This is a genomic window from Paenibacillus sp. CF384 (assembly GCF_900106745.1).
Classification (GTDB): domain Bacteria; phylum Bacillota; class Bacilli; order Paenibacillales; family Paenibacillaceae; genus Paenibacillus_Z.
In genome coordinates this window covers 169,586-190,536 of record NZ_FNNV01000002.1, presented here as the reverse complement: position 1 = coordinate 190,536, position 20,951 = coordinate 169,586, and the positions used below count along the sequence as shown (strand labels likewise).

General features: G+C 50.5%; 24 protein-coding genes. 15 read left to right on the top strand and 9 right to left on the bottom strand.

All coding sequences use genetic code 11. From position 1 onward, the window contains the following. The first annotated feature begins 63 nt into the window (after positions 1-63). The 4 genes from BLW29_RS06530 (at position 64) to BLW29_RS06515 (ending at position 4,861) form a co-directional block, all read left to right on the top strand. Positions 64-1,869 (top strand): B12-binding domain-containing radical SAM protein, encoded by a 1,806-nt coding sequence (locus tag BLW29_RS06530; RefSeq protein ID WP_090977484.1) that lies wholly within the window; start codon positions 64-66, stop codon positions 1,867-1,869. 68 nt (positions 1,870-1,937) lie between these two features. Then, the gene (mgrA, locus tag BLW29_RS06525; protein ID WP_090977480.1) at positions 1,938-2,930 is read left to right on the top strand and encodes an L-glyceraldehyde 3-phosphate reductase; all 993 of its coding nucleotides are present in this window, start codon (positions 1,938-1,940) and stop codon (positions 2,928-2,930) included. Positions 2,931-3,112: 182 nt separating this feature from the next. Beyond that, positions 3,113-4,090 (top strand): phosphotransferase family protein, encoded by a 978-nt coding sequence (locus BLW29_RS06520; RefSeq protein WP_090977478.1) that lies wholly within the window; start codon positions 3,113-3,115, stop codon positions 4,088-4,090. A gap of 45 nt (positions 4,091-4,135) precedes the next feature. After that, positions 4,136-4,861, top strand: a complete 726-nt coding sequence (locus BLW29_RS06515; RefSeq protein ID WP_090977476.1) for a DsbA family oxidoreductase — start codon at positions 4,136-4,138, stop codon at positions 4,859-4,861. Positions 4,862-4,944: 83 nt separating this feature from the next. Here BLW29_RS06515 and BLW29_RS06510 read toward each other — a convergent pair whose 3' ends face one another. From BLW29_RS06510 to BLW29_RS06500, 3 genes are read right to left on the bottom strand one after another with little or no spacing between them, the layout of a single operon-like run. Then, a complete protein-coding gene (locus BLW29_RS06510; RefSeq protein ID WP_177186508.1) occupies positions 4,945-5,316 on the bottom strand; it encodes an EamA family transporter in 372 nt (123 codons plus the stop codon). After that, positions 5,313-5,675 carry a DUF2304 domain-containing protein gene (locus BLW29_RS06505; RefSeq protein WP_090977474.1) on the bottom strand — a complete coding sequence of 121 codons (363 nt, stop codon included), beginning with the start codon at positions 5,673-5,675 and terminating at the stop codon, positions 5,313-5,315. Before BLW29_RS06505 ends, BLW29_RS06510 begins: the two co-directional genes overlap by 4 nt. 19 nt (positions 5,676-5,694) lie before the next feature. Continuing rightward, on the bottom strand, positions 5,695-6,399 hold the full coding sequence (locus BLW29_RS06500; RefSeq protein WP_090977472.1) for a glycosyltransferase family 2 protein: 705 nt from the start codon (positions 6,397-6,399) through the stop codon (positions 5,695-5,697). 120 nt (positions 6,400-6,519) lie between these two features. Between BLW29_RS06500 and BLW29_RS06495 the strand changes: the two genes are divergently transcribed. The 3 genes from BLW29_RS06495 (at position 6,520) to BLW29_RS06485 (ending at position 10,249) form a co-directional block, all read left to right on the top strand. Continuing rightward, entirely contained in the window at positions 6,520-7,794 is a 1,275-nt protein-coding gene (locus tag BLW29_RS06495) for a glycosyltransferase family 39 protein (RefSeq protein WP_090977470.1), read from the top strand. 522 nt (positions 7,795-8,316) lie between these two features. After that, entirely contained in the window at positions 8,317-9,372 is a 1,056-nt protein-coding gene (locus BLW29_RS06490; RefSeq protein ID WP_090977468.1) for a hypothetical protein, read from the top strand. Between the two features lie 58 nt (positions 9,373-9,430). Further along, positions 9,431-10,249, top strand: a complete 819-nt coding sequence (locus tag BLW29_RS06485; RefSeq protein ID WP_090977466.1) for a hypothetical protein — start codon at positions 9,431-9,433, stop codon at positions 10,247-10,249. Positions 10,250-10,321: 72 nt separating this feature from the next. On the opposite strand, the gene BLW29_RS06480 is transcribed toward BLW29_RS06485, so the two are convergent. The 4 genes from BLW29_RS06480 to BLW29_RS06465 form a co-directional block, all read right to left on the bottom strand. Continuing rightward, a complete protein-coding gene (locus BLW29_RS06480; RefSeq protein WP_090977464.1) occupies positions 10,322-11,287 on the bottom strand; it encodes a type I phosphomannose isomerase catalytic subunit in 966 nt (321 codons plus the stop codon). Positions 11,288-11,327: 40 nt separating this feature from the next. Beyond that, positions 11,328-11,735, bottom strand: coding sequence for a VOC family protein (locus tag BLW29_RS06475; protein WP_090977462.1), 408 nt, complete (start codon positions 11,733-11,735; stop codon positions 11,328-11,330). A 75-nt stretch (positions 11,736-11,810) separates the two neighbouring features. Further along, on the bottom strand, positions 11,811-12,380 hold the full coding sequence (locus tag BLW29_RS06470) for a tRNA 5-(aminomethyl)-2-thiouridylate-methyltransferase MnmM (protein ID WP_090977460.1): 570 nt from the start codon (positions 12,378-12,380) through the stop codon (positions 11,811-11,813). Position 12,381: 1 nt separating this feature from the next. Next, complete coding sequence (locus BLW29_RS06465; protein WP_090977459.1) at positions 12,382-13,350, bottom strand: tRNA modification radical SAM protein MnmL/YtqA; 969 nt, start codon at positions 13,348-13,350, stop codon at positions 12,382-12,384. 309 nt (positions 13,351-13,659) lie between these two features. Here BLW29_RS06465 and BLW29_RS06460 point away from each other — a divergent pair, with 309 nt between their 5' ends. Then, a complete protein-coding gene (locus BLW29_RS06460; protein WP_090977456.1) occupies positions 13,660-13,845 on the top strand; it encodes a hypothetical protein in 186 nt (61 codons plus the stop codon). 196 nt (positions 13,846-14,041) lie between these two features. After that, positions 14,042-14,827, top strand: coding sequence for a tRNA (guanosine(46)-N7)-methyltransferase TrmB (gene trmB, locus BLW29_RS06455; RefSeq protein WP_090977454.1), 786 nt, complete (start codon positions 14,042-14,044; stop codon positions 14,825-14,827). Here the strand turns inward: trmB and BLW29_RS06450 are convergent. Continuing rightward, positions 14,746-15,303, bottom strand: a complete 558-nt coding sequence (locus tag BLW29_RS06450; protein ID WP_256208405.1) for a phosphatase PAP2 family protein — start codon at positions 15,301-15,303, stop codon at positions 14,746-14,748. The genes trmB and BLW29_RS06450 overlap by 82 nt on opposite strands. 302 nt (positions 15,304-15,605) lie before the next feature. Here BLW29_RS06450 and BLW29_RS06445 point away from each other — a divergent pair, with 302 nt between their 5' ends. The 6 genes from BLW29_RS06445 (at position 15,606) to BLW29_RS06420 (ending at position 20,400) form a co-directional block, all read left to right on the top strand. After that, positions 15,606-16,784, top strand: coding sequence for a glycosyltransferase family 4 protein (locus BLW29_RS06445; protein WP_090977450.1), 1,179 nt, complete (start codon positions 15,606-15,608; stop codon positions 16,782-16,784). A 311-nt stretch (positions 16,785-17,095) separates the two neighbouring features. Then, entirely contained in the window at positions 17,096-18,334 is a 1,239-nt protein-coding gene (locus BLW29_RS06440) for a glycosyltransferase family 2 protein (protein ID WP_090977448.1), read from the top strand. Positions 18,335-18,599: 265 nt separating this feature from the next. Continuing rightward, positions 18,600-19,142, top strand: a complete 543-nt coding sequence (gene infC, locus BLW29_RS06435; protein WP_177186524.1) for a translation initiation factor IF-3 — start codon at positions 18,600-18,602, stop codon at positions 19,140-19,142. A 23-nt stretch (positions 19,143-19,165) separates the two neighbouring features. Continuing rightward, the gene (gene rpmI / locus BLW29_RS06430) at positions 19,166-19,369 is read left to right on the top strand and encodes a 50S ribosomal protein L35 (protein WP_090576365.1); all 204 of its coding nucleotides are present in this window, start codon (positions 19,166-19,168) and stop codon (positions 19,367-19,369) included. Positions 19,370-19,416: 47 nt separating this feature from the next. Beyond that, the gene (gene rplT, locus BLW29_RS06425) at positions 19,417-19,776 is read left to right on the top strand and encodes a 50S ribosomal protein L20 (protein ID WP_090977446.1); all 360 of its coding nucleotides are present in this window, start codon (positions 19,417-19,419) and stop codon (positions 19,774-19,776) included. Between the two features lie 222 nt (positions 19,777-19,998). Continuing rightward, positions 19,999-20,400, top strand: a complete 402-nt coding sequence (locus BLW29_RS06420) for a hypothetical protein (protein ID WP_090977444.1) — start codon at positions 19,999-20,001, stop codon at positions 20,398-20,400. A gap of 40 nt (positions 20,401-20,440) precedes the next feature. Here the strand turns inward: BLW29_RS06420 and BLW29_RS06415 are convergent, their stop codons facing one another. Further along, positions 20,441-20,890, bottom strand: coding sequence for a GNAT family N-acetyltransferase (locus tag BLW29_RS06415; RefSeq protein WP_177186507.1), 450 nt, complete (start codon positions 20,888-20,890; stop codon positions 20,441-20,443). Between the last annotated feature and the right edge of the window lie 61 nt (positions 20,891-20,951).

The window sequence follows — 20,951 nt, the reverse complement described above, 5'->3', positions numbered from 1 at the left end:
GTTACAATGGGATAGTTAGGCCAGTCCAGATTCATATTCAAGCCAATGAAGGAATGACGTTCAATGAAAGTAGTGCTCTCCACCTTAAACGCTAAATATATACACACCTCGCTCGCGCTGCGCTGTATAAAAGCCTATGCGGAGAAGGATTTTGATATCGATATCGCGGAGTTTACGATTAAGGACCCTGCGATGAATATCGTCGCCGACCTGTTCGCCCGCAATCCGGATGTTGTGGGTTTCTCCTGCTATATTTGGAACATAGAAGAGACGATTACAGTAATCGACATGCTGCGCAAAATCAAACCGGAAATCCGCATCGTCCTTGGCGGTCCGGAAGTGAGCTACGATACCGCATTCTGGCTCGAGCGTCTGCCTCAGGTCGATTATATCGTCGTTGGGGAAGGCGAAGAGACGTTCCATCACCTGCTCACGGAGCTGGCGGATACGCGCAAATTCCATCTGGTGTTTGGCCTTGCCTATCGCAAGGAGCACCAAGACGGCCGTATGGAGATTATCGTAAATCCACCTCGTCCGAAGCTTGATCTGGCTACGCTGCCTTCGCCGCACCGTTTCGAGGAGGATGTCCCTCGCCTGGCAAGTCGCGTTGTCTACTTCGAGACCAGCCGAGGCTGCCCGTTCAGCTGCCAATTCTGCTTGTCGAGCATCGAGGTCGGCGTCCGTTACTTCGATATGGAGCGAACCAAATCGGATCTGCTCTACCTGATTAATGCCGGCGCGAAGCTGATCAAATTCGTTGACCGTACCTTTAATATTAAACGAGATTACGCGCTGGAGATTTTCCGTTTTCTCATTGAAAATCACGGCGGCTGTGTATTCCAGTTTGAAATCACGGCGGATATTATGCGTCCGGAAGTGCTGGATTACTTAGCGGAGCACGCGCCGCCGGGCATCTTCCGCTTCGAGATCGGCGTTCAATCGACGAATGATCTGACGAACGAAGCCGTGCAGCGCCGCCAGAATTTCATGAAGCTGACGCGAACGGTCATGAAGGTCAAGGAAAGCGGCAAAATCGATCAGCATCTCGATTTGATTGCCGGCCTGCCGCATGAGAATTACGATTCGTTCCGCAAGACGTTCAACGACGTGTTTGAACTGCGTCCGGAAGAGCTACAGCTTGGCTTCCTCAAGATGCTGCGGGGCACGGGCATGCGCCTTGACGCGGAGAAACACGGTTATATCTATATGGACCGTGCGCCTTACGAGATTCTCGGCAATGACATCATGCCGTTCTCAGACATCGTACGGATCAAACGAGTAGAAGACGTGCTCGAGAAGTATTGGAATGCGCATCGGATGGATCATACGCTCCTTTATCTAGTGGAGCGGGCATTCCCGTCCGCCTTCGACTTCTTCCAGCAGTTCGGCGATTATTGGGAAGGCCGCGGCTGGCAGAAGATCGGTCACCAGCTCGAGGATCTATTCTCACGGCTGTGGGCGTTTCTCACGGAAGCCCACAAGAAGGATGAATCGGCAACTTGGCAGCTTGATGTCGCGCTTGGCCTCATGAAGCTGGATTACTTCTTGAATCACAACTACAAGCCGCGCAAGGTGTGGTGGGATTTCAGCATGGAGAAGTCGGAGTGGAGCGGCTGGATGCAGCGTCTTGCTGAGCGTCCGGAGGATGTATCGGAAGCTTTTGCAGCGCTGGGGCTTGGCGAGAAAGAGCTTCAGAAACATGCTGTCATTGAGAGACTGCCATTCCAATTGAAGCGGTATTTGGAGGAAGGCGTCGTTTCGACGGAAGAAGAAACGCTGCTGGTCGTCATCTACAGCGGAGGCGGCAAGGGAGATTCCAAGTCTCCTGAATTCTTTACTCTATCGCTGGTTCCCTCGAGCTTAACTTGAGCCGGGTTGGCATATGGTGTAAACTCTAAGAGGTTTAATATAATCCGGATTACTAAGGAGCAGTGAACATGGTATATGCAGCTAATCAAGAGCGTTATGCAACGATGAAATACAATCGTTGTGGACGTACAGGCCTTAAACTGCCTGCGATCTCGTTAGGGCTTTGGCATAATTTCGGCGGCGTAGACACGTATGAGAACGGCCGTGCGATGCTTCACCGTGCTTTCGATTTAGGTATTACACATTTTGACTTGGCGAACAACTACGGACCTCCGGCAGGATCTGCAGAAGAAATGTTCGGCCAAATGATGCTCAAGGACTTTAAACCGTACCGTGACGAGATGATCATCTCGTCCAAAGCCGGTTACTATATGTGGCCTGGTCCATACGGCGAGTGGGGCTCCCGCAAATATCTGATTGCAAGCTTGGAGCAAAGCTTGAAACGGATGAACCTGGAGTATGTTGATATTTTCTACTCGCACCGTCCGGATCCGGAAACACCGCTTGAAGAAACAATGGGCGCGCTGGATCACATGGTTCGCTCCGGCAAAGCGCTTTATGTCGGAATCTCCAGCTACAGTGCAGAGCAAACGGCAGAAGCCATCGCAATCATGAAGCAGCTCGGCACGCCGCTTGTTATCCACCAGCCAAGCTATAACATGTTCGACCGCTGGGTGGAGAACGGTTTGCAGGATGTACTGGAAGAGAACGGCGTTGGCAGCATCGCGTTCTGTCCGCTGGCACAAGGTCTGCTGACGAACAAATATTTGAACGGGATCCCAAGCGATTCGCGCGCGGCAAGCGCAACAGGCTTCCTGAGCGAAAGCGCAGTGTCACCGGAGCGTGTAGCACAGCTGCAGAAGCTCAATGCCATTGCGGCAGAGCGCGGTCAGTCGCTGGCTCAGATGTCGCTGGCATGGGTGCTTCGCGGCGGACGCGTCACTTCGGCCCTGATCGGCGCAAGCCGCGTCAGCCAAATCGAAGACAACGTTGCAGCGCTGAACAACCTGTCATTTACGAGCGAAGAGCTGGCGAGCATCGAAGATATCCTGCGTCGCTAACCAATAAATAAAAGCCTTGGAGGCATGCCTCCAAGGCTTTTTTATATATCCGAATCAGTCGCTAAATTTACAAAGAACTCACTCAACATCATAACATCCGGCTCCGAAACAGTCTATATTTTTGACCGTTTTTTCGGTACATTTTGAAGGAATCGCAATATGGTCTGAGGGAGCTGTTGAGGATGAGCGAGCGTTGTCCGATTGAGCTTAGTGAGTTGACTGCATGTATGCGGGAGGCACTTGGAAACGGATTTACAGCGGTGAAGGCAAAGCGGCTGCATGGCGGGGCACAGAAGACTGTATACCTTGTCCAAGCCCAGAATGGTTTTAAGCTCATGTTCTACATATGGGATTTAAAGCAAAATTACTTTGAAGAAGAGGTGGCGGCTAATTATGCGAATGGGGAGCAAGGCTCGTTCGGAGCTGAGCTCTTCCGTCGTAACAATCAATATTTGATCGAACAAGGCGTACGGACTCCCGCTTTGTATGCCATGGATTCGTCACAGGAGAAATATCCGTTTGACTTTGCCCTTGTTGAATATGTGTCCGGCGGCGACTTACTCCCTTATCTGGAGCATCCGTCTGAGGCGCTTCGGGATCAGGTGTTTGGCAAGTGCAATGAACTGCTGCGCAGCTTGCACCAGATAAAGCGGTCATCTTGGGGAAAGGTGTGGCACCCAGCCGATCGATATTCGAAGCCTTGTGAGACAGGGATATACGATAATGCGATCATTCAACTTGATTTCCTTGCAGGTGAGGTAAGCCGGGTTGCGCAGCAGCACGAGAGGCTGCTGGACGTGTTGGAAGGCATGCGCTGTACAATCGTTCCACGTGCGGAGTATAGCCTCATCCACAGTGAATTGGGGCCGGATCATATTTTGCTGAATGAGAGCTTGGAACCGTACTTCATCGATATTGAAGGAGCGGAGTTCTTCGATTTGGAATACGAGCATAGCTTCCTACAATTTCGCTTCCCGAATTACGAACAGTATCTGTCCAGAGACGACTTGGATGAGCAGAGATTACGATTCTACCGATTCTGCCATCATATTTCTTGCGCATCGGGAGGGCTTAAGCTGCTTCAGAGAGGGTTTCCGGACCGGCAGCTTGCGATGGAGATTCATGCCTCGAATCTGGCCCAAACGTTGTCCTACACCTGACAAAGCGGCTATAATGGGCTTATCAGATGAAGGAGTGAAGTGAAGATGAAAGTTGAAATTTGGTCGGACATTGCGTGTCCGTTTTGTTATATCGGCAAGCGTCTCTTCGAGAAGGGGCTGGATCAGTTCGAGCATAAAGATCAGGTGGAGGTCGTCTATCGCAGCTTCCAGCTGGACCCGAATGCGGAGAAATATCCGAAGCATGATGTGTATGGATTGGTAGCGGACAAATACGGTGTAAGCCGTGAGCGTTCCATCCAGCTTCATGAGAATTTGGTGCAGCAAGCTGCAGCGCAGGGGCTTACGTTCAACTTTGAGCATGCGATTCCGGCGAATTCGCTTGATGCGCATCGTTTGATTCATTTTGCAGGCATGCACGGCAAACGGACGGAGGTAGCGGAGCTGCTGTTCAAGGCGTATTTCACCGATTCCAAGCATATTGCCGAAATGGATACGCTCCGCGAGATCGCGGCTGAAGCCGGCTTGAACCCGGATGAAGTGGAGACGATGCTGGGCGGCGATGCGTTCATGGCCGAAGTGCAAGCAGAGTCCAGCGAAGCAACCATGCTTGGCGCGAATGGTGTACCGTTCTTCGTGATCAACCGCAAATACGCGGTAGCCGGGGCGCTGCAAAGTGACGTGTTCCTCGATGTTCTGCAGAAGGGCTGGGAAGAAGAGAAGCCGCTGATCATTCTTGATCCTTCTTCGACCGGCAGCACGGGTGTTTGCACCGATGACGCCTGCGGAATCGGCGAGAACGAGCAGAACTAAAACACCGCGGTGTTTAAACAAGTAAAGCACGGTAAAGTCTGCAGGAGCCAATCGCTCCTGAGCTTTACCGTGCTTTTTAGTTGCTACGCATAACGAGCTGACAAGCCGATGCATGCGACGCCTGCAAGAATGAGCAGACAGCCGATGATTTTGAGTGCGGACAATGATTCTCCGAACAGGTAATAAGCGCCGATGATGGAGATGATGTAGGCCAGACTCTGGATGGGATAAGCCAAGCTGAGGTCGACCTTCGATACGATAAACAGCCACAACACCGTTGCGCAGCCATAGATGAACAATCCGCCCATAATATAGGGCGAGAACATGAGCTCCACAATCGTGCGCAGCGATTCGAATGGCTTAGCGCGCTGCATGAGTCCGTATTTCCATAGAAATTGTCCGCTTACAAGCATGAGCGTATTGGCGAGAATGAGAAGGAATTGGACCAGGTTCACAGGGTCTCACGTCCTTCCATTGTCTTCTGAAGATCGAGCAGCTTCTTCTCCATGACGGCGAATTCCTGCGTCAACGTCTTCATTTTCTCCGACTGGTTCGACAAGCTCATCGTCTGCCGCACGAGCAGCGCAAGGATGAAGATGATGGTGACCAGAAACACGAAGGTAGGCATGTAGGCGATGCCGATCCACAAGGCAAACCGGTTGAGCAGCGGGATGCAAGCCGCGGCCAGAACGCCGGCAATGGCGGTGATCAGCCAGAGAAACGCGTAGCGATCCTTTAATTTATGGGTTACCGTGAACGATACGATAAGCCCGAGGAAAAACAACGTAATGAGAATAGCAACAAGCTGATTCATCTAGGGGAGATCCTTTCGTTTAAGAGAAGCTTTTACGAATGAGCGAGAACATCGTAACCTTCATCATATAATAGATCGATTTGGACCAGTTGATGGAGGAGGAGCCGCCTTGACGGTTGCGCATCTCGACACTGATCTCTTTGAGCTTGTAGCCTCGCTTGGACAAGCTGACGAGCACTTCGACCTCCGGATAATCCGTCGGGTAGGTGCGAGAGAACAGCTCGATCGCTCGGCGTCCGACGATGCGGAAGCCGGATGTCGGGTCGTAGACCGGCACGCCTGTCAGCATCCGAATCAACCAGTGAAAGTAGAATATTCCGAGTCGGCGGGAGAGGCTTCCCTTGTAGCTGCTTGCTTCTACAAAACGCGAGCCGATAACCATGTCATAGTCATGACTAGTAATTTCGTTCACAAGCTTCTCAATATCCGCAGGACGATGCTGCCCGTCCGCGTCCAGTTGAATCGCATATTTATAACCGCCTCGGTCTGCATACTTGTAGCCGCTTTGCATCGAGCCGCCAATTCCGAGATTCACGGCGTGGCGAAGGGAAGGATAGCCCTCTTCGCGAATGATCTCAGGCGTGCGGTCCTTAGAGCCATCATCGATGACGACAAAATCATAAGGTGTGTGACGTTTGAGCTCCTGCACGGTGCGGGCAAGAGTATCTTCTTCGTTATAGGCAGGAATAATGACCAATATATCGCTGCTCCGTTGCTGCTGCATCTCGTATTACCTTCTTTCCCATCCTTCTACTTGCGCGGCTTGCTTTTCAACAAATCTTTTATAGTATAATAGAAAACGGTTCTTTATAGAATACCAGTTAAATGGAAAGGGAGTTATGCTTTGTTTTCACTACGGTCCGAAACGTCCCGGATGCGGAAGTTCGTTTGGATTCTAATGGCGGCTGTTTTACTCATCCATGTGATTACGGTCTTGTCGCTCGGCGACCATTTCTTGCTTGGCTCCTATGAGAAACGCAACAATGATGACGTCAAATATGTACATGCCGCGCAAGTGCTGCTCGAGCATCATACGCTTGTTTATAACAGCGGAATGAACCCGACCAACTACATCATGCCGGTGGTTCCGGTTGTGCTCAGCGGATTTCTGTCGTTTCTGGATCGCGATGCTGCTGTAATGGGCTTCCGTTTGCTCCAGTGCTTGATGCAGGCGGCCTCGGTTTATCTCATCTTCATCATCGCTCGCGAAATGCTGGGCAGGCGCGTCGCGGTTGTGGCTGTGCTGCTCGATGCGCTTTATGTGCCGAACTTGTTTGCCTCTGGTGCGATTCTAACGGAATCGACGTTTAAACTGCTCTTTTTGTTGCTGATTTGCAGCATTATTTATGCGCTGAAGCGTCGGAAGGCATCTGCCTATGTGTTTGTTGGCATCATGCTGGGGCTCGCCTGTTACGTCAAACCGCAATGTGCACTGATACCGATCTGCTTGCTGATTATCTGGCTGGTGCAGCGTTACAACTGGAAGGATATATTTAAATATACGGCTATCGTTGGCGTTTGCAGCATGCTGCTGCTCTCACCATGGTGGGTTCGCAACTACGTCGACTTTCATGAATTTATTCCATTCACCAAATCCACCGGTAATCCCATGCTGCTAGGAGCGCTGATCAAACGGGCCAATCCGCCAAAAGGGTTCTTCGAGCAATATCCGGAATACAAGGACCAGAAGCTGTTCGTGGGCAGCGACAGTGCGGAGAAGCTGGCCGCGCAGCGTGTCATTGCTTATGGCTTCAAGCATCACCCGTTCGATTATGCGTACTGGTTTACGGTCGGGAAGTCCATCCAGCTCTTCGAGAGCCCCTTCTACTCCAAGCCGGTACCGGGCTTGCCTAGACCGGCGATCAACGTGGTGCACTGGCTGTACGTGCTCGCTGGTTTTGCGGGACTCGTCGTACTTGGCATCCGCAGACGGTTGAAGCTGATTTTGCCGGTGCTGCTGCCCTTTCTCTACTATTGGTTCATTCATCTACCATTTATTACCTTCGGACGCTATGGTTATCCGCTCGTCTGTCTATTAACGATATTTGCTGCTGCGGCCATTGTTGCGCTGCTGGAGCGAAGAGGCGTTTGGAAGAAGCAAGAGGAGACTGCCTTTTAATCGAGGCCACCGAAGAACTTAGGTTTTCTAGCGATCGTAGCGATTTTTTTGCGACATTGCTCTCTGGTTGCCAAAGTGATGAGCTTCGAGGGATCATCTGTCACACGGCTCGAAAATGAGATGTAAGGCGTACAACACATTAGCTGCTTTCTGGTGTCAAATGACGTATGACGTGTACTTCGTACACTTCATACGTTTTTTTAAGTGAATATAGCTGGTTTTCCGTATTTCAAATGCATGTTATACACGTTAATTGCTTTTTTTCTCGGCAGGCTTCGGTTTGTCGTGTAGTTAATACAACTCAAGGAGGAAGCCGAATAAACTGCTATATAAACCCTTGGCTACGGCAATTGAAAGTCTGTGTCTTTCATTAGTTGAACTTTTTCAACGGCCTCGTTTAATCGGCAGCTTTCTTTTTTTAGCCAGCCAGGTAGTGGAAATACAAACCGGCATAGTACAATAAGACAAGAATGTGAAGGCGTTTACAGCCTTTGCAAAATGACAATCCCGGAGGGACGCGCCATGCAAGCAGTTCCGATTCAGGCTATGAATACACGCGTAGTACGAGTGAGCACGGCGAAAGAGTATTGGACGATTGTATTTGGCATCTGGCTGATCGGCGGTATCTTTGTGGATGGATATGCCCATAATCACGGGGTCGTCGAAACGTTCTTTACAAAGTGGCATGCGATTCTTTATTCGGGTTTTATGGTTTCAGCGATGTGGATGTGCTGGCTGCTGTACCGATCCAAGCGGACTACCGGCTTGCCTTGGACGAAAGCAGCGCCTGTCGGATATGGGCTCGGTCTAATCGGCGTTGTGATCTTCCTGCTCGGCGGACTGTTCGATATGTATTGGCATGTTGTGTTCGGCATTGAGCAAAACACGGCAGCGCTGCTGAGTCCGTCACATCTGATGCTGCTGTTAGGCGGTTTATTGATATTATCGAGTCCGTTTCGGGCCAGCTGGCATAATGAGAAAATGACAAAACCCAGTTGGGTGGAGTTCGCGCCTGCTTTCCTATCCCTGGTCATTACAGTCGGCGCCGTCAGCTTCTTCCTCATGTATGCCTGGGCGTTCCGGTACAATTTGCCGTCGGCCTCTGTGGTTGATTGGTATGTAAGCCACTTCAGTAATGGGATTGTTGCTGAAAGTAACGAGATGCGCGGTCTTACATACATTTTGCTGGATACGCTTATCTATATGTATCCGGTGTTTCTGCTAATGAAACGGTGGCAGCTGCCATTCGGCACCATAACGCTGCTGTTTGCGATCATTACGACGATGATGAATGTACTGGACGGGTTCGTGTACTACCAGTCTATTATTATGGCAGGTGCCGCAGGTCTGCTGGGTGATCTGCTTTACCGATATTTGAAGGCTGGCGAAGGCAGAATATGGGCTCAGCGAATAATCGCAGGGGCACTGCCGATTGCGCTGTGGGGCTTTTATTTCGGGTACATGAATGCTGTGGATGGCATCGGATGGTCGGCAGAGCTATGGTCAGGCTCGATTGTAGAGGCGACCTTACTTTCACTGGGCGTTCATTTCCTGTCTGCTTCCAAGGGGAAAGGATAAAAGTCGGATGCAGCACAAGAGGTTGAGACTAAGATGTCTGGTAATTGCAGGTTTCGTAGTGCTTCTGTTGGGAGGCTGCTCAGGCAAACCGCTTCGCAACGTGGAGATTGATCCGCCGACGAGAGGTCTGCTTCATTATCTGCAGCAGGATCAAATGACTAACGTATCTGACCGGGGATATAAAGTGATCGTAGCCGAAGAGGAGGAGAAGTCCGCCCAGAGCGGGCGAGAGATCGGATTAGAGCTGCAGGTGCTTGATCCATCAGGTGTACCGGTCGAGCGATTTACAGAAGATATGACGAAGCTGATGCATCTGATCGTAGTTAGCGCTGACTTATCCACATTCTCGCATGTGCATCCGGTTCATGAGGGCCAGGGGAAGTTCAAAGTAAAGCTGAGCTTTCCGCATGGCGGTCGGTTTCTGCTTATATCGGAATTTATGCCGGATGACGTCGGGCTCACGGTATATAAGAAATGGATCACGGTTGGCGGTGAGGAGCCGGCAAGTGAGAAGCTTACGGTTAGCGAGTCTATGCAAACGGTTGTCGCCGGTGTAGAGGTTACTCTCACAGCTATGCCTGACGTGCAGGAGATAAAGGCAGGGGAAATGGCGATGCTGAACTTTACGTTGAAGGATGCCGCTACCGGCAAGCCGATTAAGCTGGAGCCCTTTCTTGGAACAGCGGGACATTGCGTCATATTGGATGAGAGCGCTACGCAGTATTTGCATGTGCATGCCGTAAGCGGGATGAGCTCGGGATCGAGTTCAAGCGTCATGTTCCATACTCAGTTTCCCAAAGCAGGCTTGTATAAGCTATGGGGACAATTTCAGTATCAGGGGAAAGTGCTTGTTGTTCCGTTTGTGATTAAAGTGTGAGGTAAACAAAGAGGCTGGTTCTCGCCATCATCTCAGTCGATGATTCGAGAGCCAGCCTCTTCTTCGTTCGTATTAAGGCGTTACGCTGCGCAGAACGGTCATGCTGCCGTCCAGCTCGTAGCCGCCAAGGCTTGCAGGGAGCAGGAAGCATTCGCCGGCTTTGACGGCTTGTGTGCCGCCATCCCAGCTTAGCGAGCCTGTTCCTTCTGCAATCACGAGAATGACAAATGATTCAGGTGTCGTTGTCAGCTTCCAAGGAGCGCGTACAAGACCTTTCTCAACGACAAAATAAGGGGACTCTGCAATCGTGAGCCATTCATTGTCGCCGATCGCATCGGTCTTCATGCGGCTCGCGCCAGCGCCTTCATAAGCGGTAACATTGAGGGAGTCTTCCACGTGCAGCTCACGAAGCTTGCCGTCCAGACCCGGGCGATTGTAGTCAAACACCCGGTAAGTAGTGTCGGAGTTTTGTTGAATTTCAGCGACTACAACGCCTGCGCACAGCGCGTGAACCGTGCCGGCTGGAATATAGAACGCATCTCCGGCTTCGACCGGTACTTCTTGCAGGCAATCCATAACGCGGCCTTCTTCGATTGCAGCTGCGAGGGCAGTGCGGTCAACGCCTTCTTTGAGGCCGTAGATGATTTTAGCGCCGGGCTCTGCAGCCAATATGTACCACATTTCGGTTTTGCCAAGCTCGCCTTCGGGAAGTCCCTCGTAAGCATCGGTAGGATGCACTTGAATGGATAGATCGTCATTGCAATCCAGCAGCTTGATCAGAAGCGGGAAACGGCCATTCTCGGCGTAGCCTTTCGTACCGAAATATTCGCGACCGTATTTCTCGCGAATGTCGTCCAGTCCAAGTCCGGCGAGCGCGCCGTTCATGACTTTGGTCGTGCCGTTCGGATGATCGCCGATCATCCAGCCTTCGCCGATGGCGCCTTCCGGCAGCTCAAGGCCGAATTGCTCCAGTGCGCGGCCTCCCCAGATTCTTTCTTTCATTTCGGGTTTAAATTGCAACGGGTAAGTCTGTGTCAATTCAATCACTCCTCTGTCTAAACTTCCTGGTTTCCTCAAATTACAATAAGGCTTGTGGTTGTGCAGCAGGCTGGAACATTTCTAGGAACTCGCCGTCCGGGCCGTAGAAGAAGAAATAACGAGCGCCATTAGGCAACATTGTAATTTCGGTATCTTTAAGCGGGACGCCAAGATCCGTGATGCGTTTAAATTCTGCATCCACATCGTCGACCGTGAATGCCACATGATGCGTGCGTCCTTCATCTGACAATTGACCGTTGTAACCTTCGATCAGCTCGACTTCGGACTCCCCGCCATCTGTGCCGGAAAGGAAAGCAAGGCGGATGACGTTGTTGGAATGCTTCAACGTGTACAGGTACTTCAAACCAACAATCTCGGTATAGAATGCGATCGATTTCTCCAAATCGGATACCATGATGCCTACATGCTCAAGTTTACGAACTGCCATGAATAATGACCTCCTCATAATTTAGCTAATCAGGTTTTCCTCAAGAAGCCGGCTTGTCCCACCACGATGATTACACTATCGTTTCTCGATTGCAAGCAAATAAGGTGCCTCAGGTTTCTGCGCCATACGATACAGGATCGTTTGCGCTACCGACTGAGGCAGCGCGGAAGCCCATTGCACGGCAGCATCGGCTTCCTCGGCGCCGCCGGGGTGACCGGGATAAAGAACAACGGTCAAGATACCGGAAGGCCGAAGGACCGTAAGAGCGGCCTCCAGAGCGGCGAGCGTTCCATCAGGCGTCGTAATGACGGACTGATCCGCGCCGGGCAGATAGCCGAGGTTAAACATTACCGCGGCTGCCTTCCCGCACGCCTCTGCAGGGATATGCGCCACCATATCGGCATGACTCGCATGCACGAGGTGAAGCGCCGCATCTGCCGCACTGTCGTTCAATCGCTGCCGCGTTCGCTCCAGCGCTTCCTCCTGGATGTCGAAAGCATAGACGGCCCCGCGTGAGCCAACGAGTTCCGCCAGGAACAGCGTGTCAACGCCGTTGCCGCAGGTGGCGTCTATGACGATGTCGCCGGGTGACACTCGTTCCTTCACGAGCTTGTGAGCCATGCTGAGTACGCTCAGGAAGCCCATCCTACTGCGCCTCCCACAAGCGGCCTTGCCAAGTGTTGCGCGTAGTCAGCTCGCGGTCGATCGCGTTGAGCACTTCCCATTTCTTCAGACTCCACATCGGACCGATCAGCAGATCGCGAGGCGCGTCGCCCGTAAGCCGGTGAACGATCATCTCCGGTGGAAGCAGCTCCAGCGTATCGACGATGAGCTTCACATATTCATCTTGATCTAGGAAGCGGAGCAGGCCTGCTTCATATTGCTTGACCATTGGCGTCTTGCGCATCAGATGCAGCAGGTGAATTTTGATCCCCTGCACATCCATGGCGGCAACAGCTCTGCCGGTATCAAGCATCATTTCATGCGTTTCCTGAGGCAGGCCATAAATAATATGCGCGCAAACGCGAATGCCGCGCGCCCGAAGACGCTTAACCGCATCTTCGTAGCAGGCTGTATCGTGAGCGCGGTTAATCAAGGTGGAAGTGGACTCATGGATCGTTTGGAGTCCCATCTCGACCCACAAATAAGTCCGCTCATTCAGCTCGGCCAAATAATCGACAACGTCATCCGGCAAACAGTCCGGCCGTGTTGCAATGGACAAGCCGACGACGCCGGGCTGAACGAGAATGGCTTCGTAATATTCCCGCAGCTCTTCAACCGGCGCATACGTATTCGTATACGCTTGGAAATACCCGATATACTGCGCTTCCGGCCATTTCTGATGCTGCAAATCTCGGATCTTATTGAATTGGGTGACCAGGTCGTCTCTGCGGCTGCCCGCAAAATCACCCGAGCCTCTCGCGCTGCAGAAGGTACAGCCGCCGGTCGCAATCTTCCCGTCCCGATTCGGACACGTAAATCCGGCATCCAGCATGACCTTGAATACTTTGCTCCCGAATTGCTCTCGCATTTCGTAGTTCCATGTATGAAACCTTTTGTCGCTCCACAGGCTAGGCTGTAGGGAGTCGGCATCCGGCTGAATTTGCACTTTCATGGGTAGGCTCCTCTTGCTTTTAATAAACTTTATATCCCCAATCATAACGAAAAAAGAGACAAAACGCTACGCTGAGGCAGTAACGGGTGACACGATTGCCCTTCACTAGAAGCAAAAAAGCGGTTTCAAAATAGTCGCAATGCTGTAAAAAAGATTAGAAAAGGGCTTGCTAAACCTAACATGAAGTGTTATATTAAAAGTGCGACAGAACAGCAAAAACACTACATTTAACCCTCTTCCAACCACTTGTCATAGCAGGTCGATTTTCTGGAAATTCGCTTGAAAATAATCAAGTTGAGGTGATGAGGAATGGATTCACAAGTTAAAATTCCACATGGTGACGAGAAAGTTACGGTTGAATTAACGAGAAAAGAATTGATGTCGCTCGCAGGTATCCGTTTTTACGGTAATCATAATGTTGAGGTTTCCGCCCGGAAAAAACTGCATGACATTTTGGAGTCGCAAGAGACCGCTCAGAACCAAATGTTGAACTAAACCAAGCTATTCGCACCAGAAACAACTTCAGCCGAAGGCGCTAACTGCGCACTCGGCTTTTTATATGCACGGAAACCGGCGCAGCTTGCATTTGCGCAGACTTTACAAGTGATGCGGAATTCGGGCACAATATGGGATAGTAGCGCTGGATGCTTGTACAGCATGCAGCCATTTAACAATGGAGGAATCAGATCATATGCGTCTTAGAGGAAGAAAAGGAATATTGGAGAGCTTGGAAGCACAGCCGGAGCTTGTGGTGCTGGATGCAGCGCCTCATAAAGGACGCTGGCGCGAATTTTTCTGCAACGATAACCCGATTTATGTGGAACTTGGCATGGGAAAAGGGCGGTTTATCAGCGATATGAGCGTTCGGAATCCTCATATTAATTACATCGGCGTGGATATGTACGACGAGTTGATCCGCCGTGCAAGCGATAAAGCGCGTTTGGCATGGGAGAAGGAAGGCGTTGCACAGCCGCCGAACTTGGCACTGCTGCGTGCGAATATTGAGGGCATTGAAGAGATGTTTGCGCCCGGGGAAATTCAGCGCATCCACTTGAATTTCAGCGATCCATGGCCCAAAGCAAAGCACGGGCGCAGAAGACTGACGCACCCGCGCTTCGTCAAGAAGTATATGGAGATTCTAAACGAATACGGCGAAATCCACTTTAAGACCGACTCGCAGCTGCTATTCGAATTCTCGCTTAACAGCTTCGCGGATATGGAACTGCATATGCGTAATATTTCTCTGCATCTTCACAAAGAAACGCTGCGTGATGATCTTGTGCTGACGGAATATGAAGCGAAGTTCGTCGAGAAGGGCAACAATATTCACCGCGTCGAAGTCGTGATCGGCGAGAAGGCGATTGCGGCTCATAGAGAGGCTAAGCTGGCCGCTGCTCAGAAGAGTGACCAAGCTGCGGATACGGACAACGAAACAGACGAACCAATTACCGCACCTGCCGCAATATCGGAAGGGTAATGGAGACCGAGATACATTCTTGACCAGCCAACGGACACACCGAGGATGATTGCAGCCGGAAGAATGATCGGCAGCATAGCGGTATCCGCCACGAGCCAAGGCAAGAGCCAAGCGAATATAGCCGTTGTGTGACCCGAAGGAAACGAGGAGTCGCGCAGCGGTTTTTTGCATACATGCACACTGCTGAGTGCTTGATAAGGGCGGAGCCTGCTGAACTTGCGTTTCATGATGGCAACGGGGATATGACTGATAATGGTGGCTGCGAAAGCTTGCCAGCCGACGGTACCCCATACGCCAGGCGCGGACAATCCGCAAAGCAAAGCAGTCAGTAACGTGAACGTTGCCCCGCCTGCATGGGTAATCGTCCCGAGCCATCCTCCTAACAAGCGGTTGACAGTTCGGTGCGCCGACCTGCGATTTGCCCATAATAATAAGCGCTGCTCCTGTGTTAAAGCCCAGAACACGACATTAACCACATGAATCCCCTCCTGGTTGTATGCAAATGTCACGCCCATTCATCAGCTTCAAGCCACCGATCACTTGCCACCTGCAAATCAAGTATAGGTTGGAATTGTTTCTGCCGTATTAACGAATAAATAACCGATTATGAAGTAAATTTAATGCTTCTTTATAATCAGAGGAATGTACAAGCGTCATCAGCTTCATTCTTCACGTAGTCTTCATTTTCCACAAATACACTGGAAATACAACTCGTGTAAACTGGCTCCACAAGCTTGCCGCGCATTCAGGCGGTACTAGCGGATGGAGGCGATGACCGATGCGTCTTGCTTTATTTACGGATACGTTCACCCCTGAGGTCAACGGAGTGGCCCGAACGCTTGAACGGTGGGAGCAATACCTGCGCCGCCGCGATATTCCATGTCTTGTTTTCGCTCCTCAGCCTGCTGCCGCCGCGCATGAAGAACCTGAGCCCATGGTTACCCGGTTTGCCAGCATGCCCTTCTTCCTCTATCCCGAATGCCGCCTGGCATTGCCAAATCCGATTCATATCAATCGCACCTTGCAAGCGTTCAGGCCTACACTTATTCATGTTGCGACCCCGTTCAATCTTGGGCTTTGCGGCATTCATTATGCGCATAAACACCGAATCCCGCTGGTTGCATCCTATCATACACATTTTGACCGCTATTTGGCGTTTTACAATACCCGTTGGATGGTTAAGATGTTATGGAGGTATATGGAATGGTTTCACCAGGAGTGCAGGTTCATTTTCGTACCCTCCGCATCGACGCTTCTTGAGCTGAAGGAACGGGGGTGGGATGAGCATCGTCTAGCCGTTTGGACGCGAGGAATGGATACGAAGAGCTTTCATCCCAATGTGGATAAAGCCGCGCTGCTGGCGCAGTATGGAATTCCGAAGGACCGCTTCATCGTGCTTTATGTAGGCAGACTGGCTCCTGAAAAAAACGTGGATTGTGCGATTGCCGCATTTGCAAAGTTTCAACGAGAGGTATGCAAAGACGCCGTTTTCGTAATAGCCGGCGACGGTCCATCCATGAATACCTTGAAGCAGCAAGCTGTCCGAGAAGGGATTTCGACCTGCTTTCTTGGATTTACTGCGATGCCGGCGCTTCAACAATGGTACGCGGCAGCGGATGTTATGCTGTTTCCGTCACCTACCGAAACCTTCGGCAATGTCGTATTGGAAGCGATGGCTTGCGGTACGCCTGTCATCTGTGCAGATACGGGAGGTGTGGTGGATACGGTCGTCCACGAGTGGAGCGGGTTGAGGTGCGAGGCCGGCAACGTGAACGCCTTCAGTGCAGCGCTGGAACGCATGTACCGAAACCCGGAGCTGCGCAAGCGTTTCACAGCGAGGGGTTTGGCACATAGCCTAAGACAATCATGGGATGCCATCTTCGATGAGCTTCTTATGAGGTTCCGGCAAGCGGAAAGCGAAGTCCCGAGTTCAACAAATCGTCACACTAGGGGATAATTTACTTGAAACCTTTGCCAGTTCAATACGTTTATTGAAAAAGAAACATGTTTTTATCGTAAATGGCTGAAAATAAGGGTGAGACGGACGAAAACAAGGGATCAGTACTGTCAGCACCCAATGCAAGCGCTTTTCTTCGACTTCTTGGCGGTTAAGCGACATTTTCTACTTTTGACAAAAGGACACATTGTGTGGAAAATCAGTAGGGTTGCGGAATAAAACAAAAAGAACTGCCGCGATTCACTGACAGCGAGATCAAACAAAACTAGAGAGAATATAAAAATGGGGTCTCAAGGGGGTAGTAAAAAATAATGGTTAATACAATCATTATTATGTTTCAAATCTTTTTGGCTTTTGTCGGCGTGTATCAATTCAGTATTTCCCTGTTCGGTATTGTAAGGAAACGTAAGGAAGTGAAGCATGCACCTCAGAAATCCTTTGCCGTTCTGGTCGCTGCACACAATGAAGCACAGGTAGTCGGAGCGCTTGTTGAAAATTTAAAAAAGCTGGATTATCCGAAGGAACTTTACGATATCTTCGTCATTTGCGACAACTGCACGGACAACACGGCAGAGATCGTCCGCAGCTATGGCGTGCAAGCATGCGAGCGTAAGAACCCGCATCTGCGCGGCAAAGGCCATGCGATCGAATGGATGCTGAAGGAATTGTGGGCGATGCCCCGTCAGTATGATGCCATCGTGATGTTCGACGCAGATAACCTCGTCGGCAATGACTTCTTGATTCATATGAACAATGATTTATGCGAAGGCCACAAGGTCATCCAAGGCTACTTGGATACTAAGAACCCGACGGATTCGTGGGTTACGGCGTCTTATGCGATCACATACTGGTATTGCAACCGGTTGTGGCAGCTGTCCCGCAGAAACTTGAACATGGCCAACTATCTTGGCGGCACGGGCATGTGCTTTGATACCGCGCTCATGAAGGAAATGGGCTGGGGTGCGACAAGTCTCGTTGAGGACTTGGAGTTCTCGATGCGCTGCGTGAAACGCGGCATTCATCCGGTCTTGAATTACGATGCCAAAGTGTACGACGAGAAGCCGCTTAGCTTCAAAGCTTCTTCCAGACAGCGTCTGCGCTGGATGCAAGGTCACTTTACCGTAGCTCGCAGTTATTTCTTCCCGCTGCTATGGGCAAGTATTAAAGAACGCAGCTTCGTGAAGTTCGATGCGGCGCTGTACTCCATCTCGGTGTACAACACCTTTATCGGCTTCCTGGTTACTGCGCTGCTGTGGATGGACAATATCATCCCGGCTAAGAATGCTTTTTCATCCATCTACTACTACATGCCGTATTGGGTAGCAGGTGTTGCGATTGCGGCTACCGTAATCATGTTCCCGCTCGTTATGATGCTAGAAGGCATTCGCTCAGGGAAGATGTATGCACATCTGTTCTCGATGGTGTTCTTCCAGCTTTCCTGGCTGCCGATTACATGCTACGCGTTCTTCACGCAGAACAACAAGCAATGGAGCCACACGCAGCATACGCGCGTACTTCGCTTGGAAGAAGTGCAGAGCAAACAGGTTTAATGAGCTTCGAGGCAGCTTCGTCGTCGACGCTTGACATTCCTGAATAGGCTATGCTATAGTATTTCAGTAACATGTCTTACAGTAACTCAAACATGTATACGCACAAGTAGAGGCACCCGCTTCTCACCTACTCGACGATGGTCGAATGGTTCGCGATCGATGATTGGAACAGGCTCGGCGTAACAGCTGCTTGAACAGCCAACAATCTTGATTATTGGAATGCGGGTCCCGAGCGGATCCGCATTTTTTGATTTTTGCTTGCGTGATTCATAATTTTTGGAGGTGGCAGGTTATTAGCAGGGAACATCAAATCAACGATGAAATTCGGGCCAGAGAAGTGCGTGTAGTCGGTGCTGAAGGCGAACAACTAGGCATCAAGCAATTCCGCGAGGCACTGCAATTGGCAATCGATTTGAACTTGGACCTAGTGAACGTTGCACCGACAGCGAAACCGCCGGTGTGCCGGATTATGGACTATGGCAAATTCCGTTATGAGCAGCAAAAGAAAGAAAAAGAAGCTCGCAAGAATCAGAAGATTGTAGACACGAAGGAAGTTTGGTTCCGTGCCAACATCGACGAGAACGATTACCAAACGAAATTCCGCAATGTTGTAAAGTTTCTGGGTGAAGGCGATAAAGTGAAATGTTCGGTTCGTTTCCGCGGACGTGAAATTACACATGCTTCTGTCGGTCAGAAGATTCTTGATCGGCTTGCGACAGAGGTTGCTGATCTGTGCGTCATGGAGCGTGTTCCTAAACTTGAGGGCCGCAGTATGATTATGATTTTGGCACCGAAACAGACTAACTAACATTCTTTGAGGAGGAACACCACATGCCTAAAATGAAAACTCACAGCAGTTTGAAAGATCGTTTCAAAATTACGGGTACTGGTAAAGTAATTCGTTATAAAGCTTACAAAAACCACCTTCTTTCCGGCAAATCGTCCCGTCAGAAGCGTGTTCTGAACACTCAACCAAACCTGGCTAAAGGCGATTTCAAACGTCTGCAACAAGGCCTGGCAAACATCAAAGGTTAATTAGATCGATCTAATTCGTATAACTATTACTCGGGAGGTTTCTACTCATGGCAAGAGTTAAAGGCGGATTCGTCCGCGCACGTCGTCGTAAAAGAATTTTGAAGCTAGCAAAAGGTTATTTCGGTTCCAAGCATCGCCTGTTTAAAACAGCAAAAGAGCAAGTAATGAAATCCTTGCTTTATGCATACCGTGACCGTCGTCAACACAAACGCGACATCCGCAAACTGTGGATCGTTCGTATCAATGCTGCAGCTCGCCAAAACGGCCTGTCCTACAGCAAATTCATGTACGGCTTGAAACTTGCTGGCATCGAAGTAAACCGCAAAATGCTTGCTGATCTTGCAGTTAACGATATCAACTCGTTCAACACGTTTGCAAACCTTGCAAAACAAAAAGTAAACGCGTAGTCTTCGGATTACCGTTTTATGATAAAAGCGCCCTTCCGCTCAGCGGAAAGGCGCTTTTTTTGTTTTGACCGATATGGACAGCGGTACAATCGCATGCGGATGCTAGTGAATAGAGTATAGGACAACGCCGTTTATACTTCCGAGATAAATATCCTCTATGAGCATTTGTCATCGGAGGCAAATCACATGCATTGTAAGCTATGTTGAGGAGGGAAATCCTTTATGCAACGCGTTACGAAAGAACAAGTTCAGAAGATGGTCGGCAAAACGGTCTATGCGGTTCGCAAAGACGGTTCTGTTGTCACCGGCAAACTCGTTCGCGCCCATCACAATCAATTGCAGCTTATGCCGCTTAGCAATGGTAAAGAGGTTCAAACAAGAGCGATCATAGCACTTGTATTATTCGATCTGCTAGCAATCGGTCTATTTGCCGGAGGCGGCTTTGGCTGGGGCGGCGGCTTCGGCGGACCTGGCTATGGGCCGGGCTTCGGAGGACCAGGCTTTGGTGGCCCGGGCTATGGTGGCCCAGGCTTCGGTGGTCCGGGCTTTGGCGGACCAGGCTTCGGAGGACCAGGCTGCGATTGCCAGCCTATTGCCGGATACAATAACACGCCATACTACTAATCGCTCGCATCCATGATCGATGTCTGTCCGAACCAGTGAATTAAGTTACTAATGGTTTAACCATCTCGTAGCAGCGAACCTCAGGAATGAATCTGACGGTCTGATAGCCCAGCCTCGAATAGAGCCGCTGGGCTTTTGGATTTCCATGATCGACAAACAATCTGGCGACGCTGCAGCCCTTTTCTTTGGCTTTTGTTTCCGCTTTGGTAATAAGATGCGTGCCGATCTGTTTACCGCGATGCTGCGGATGGACGACGAGCATGTCGAAGAGAAGGATGTCTCCACGCGTATAGTAATGGAGGAAGCCAAGGGGGATGCTTCTTTTGGAACGGGAGTAAACAAGCGAGACTCCATCGCTAATTCGTCTGGGCAGCTCGCGAATGGTTTGTGCATCTCTTGGCGAAGCTGTATACGAGAGCGGAATAAGCTCGCTCTTGATTAAACGGATGATCTCCTCATCATCCGTGCGTGCTATCCTTGCTCGAATCATAGGGCTACCTGCTTTCTGTGGATTGTATGGATGATTACGTTGCGCGTAAGCCGTTTCACCG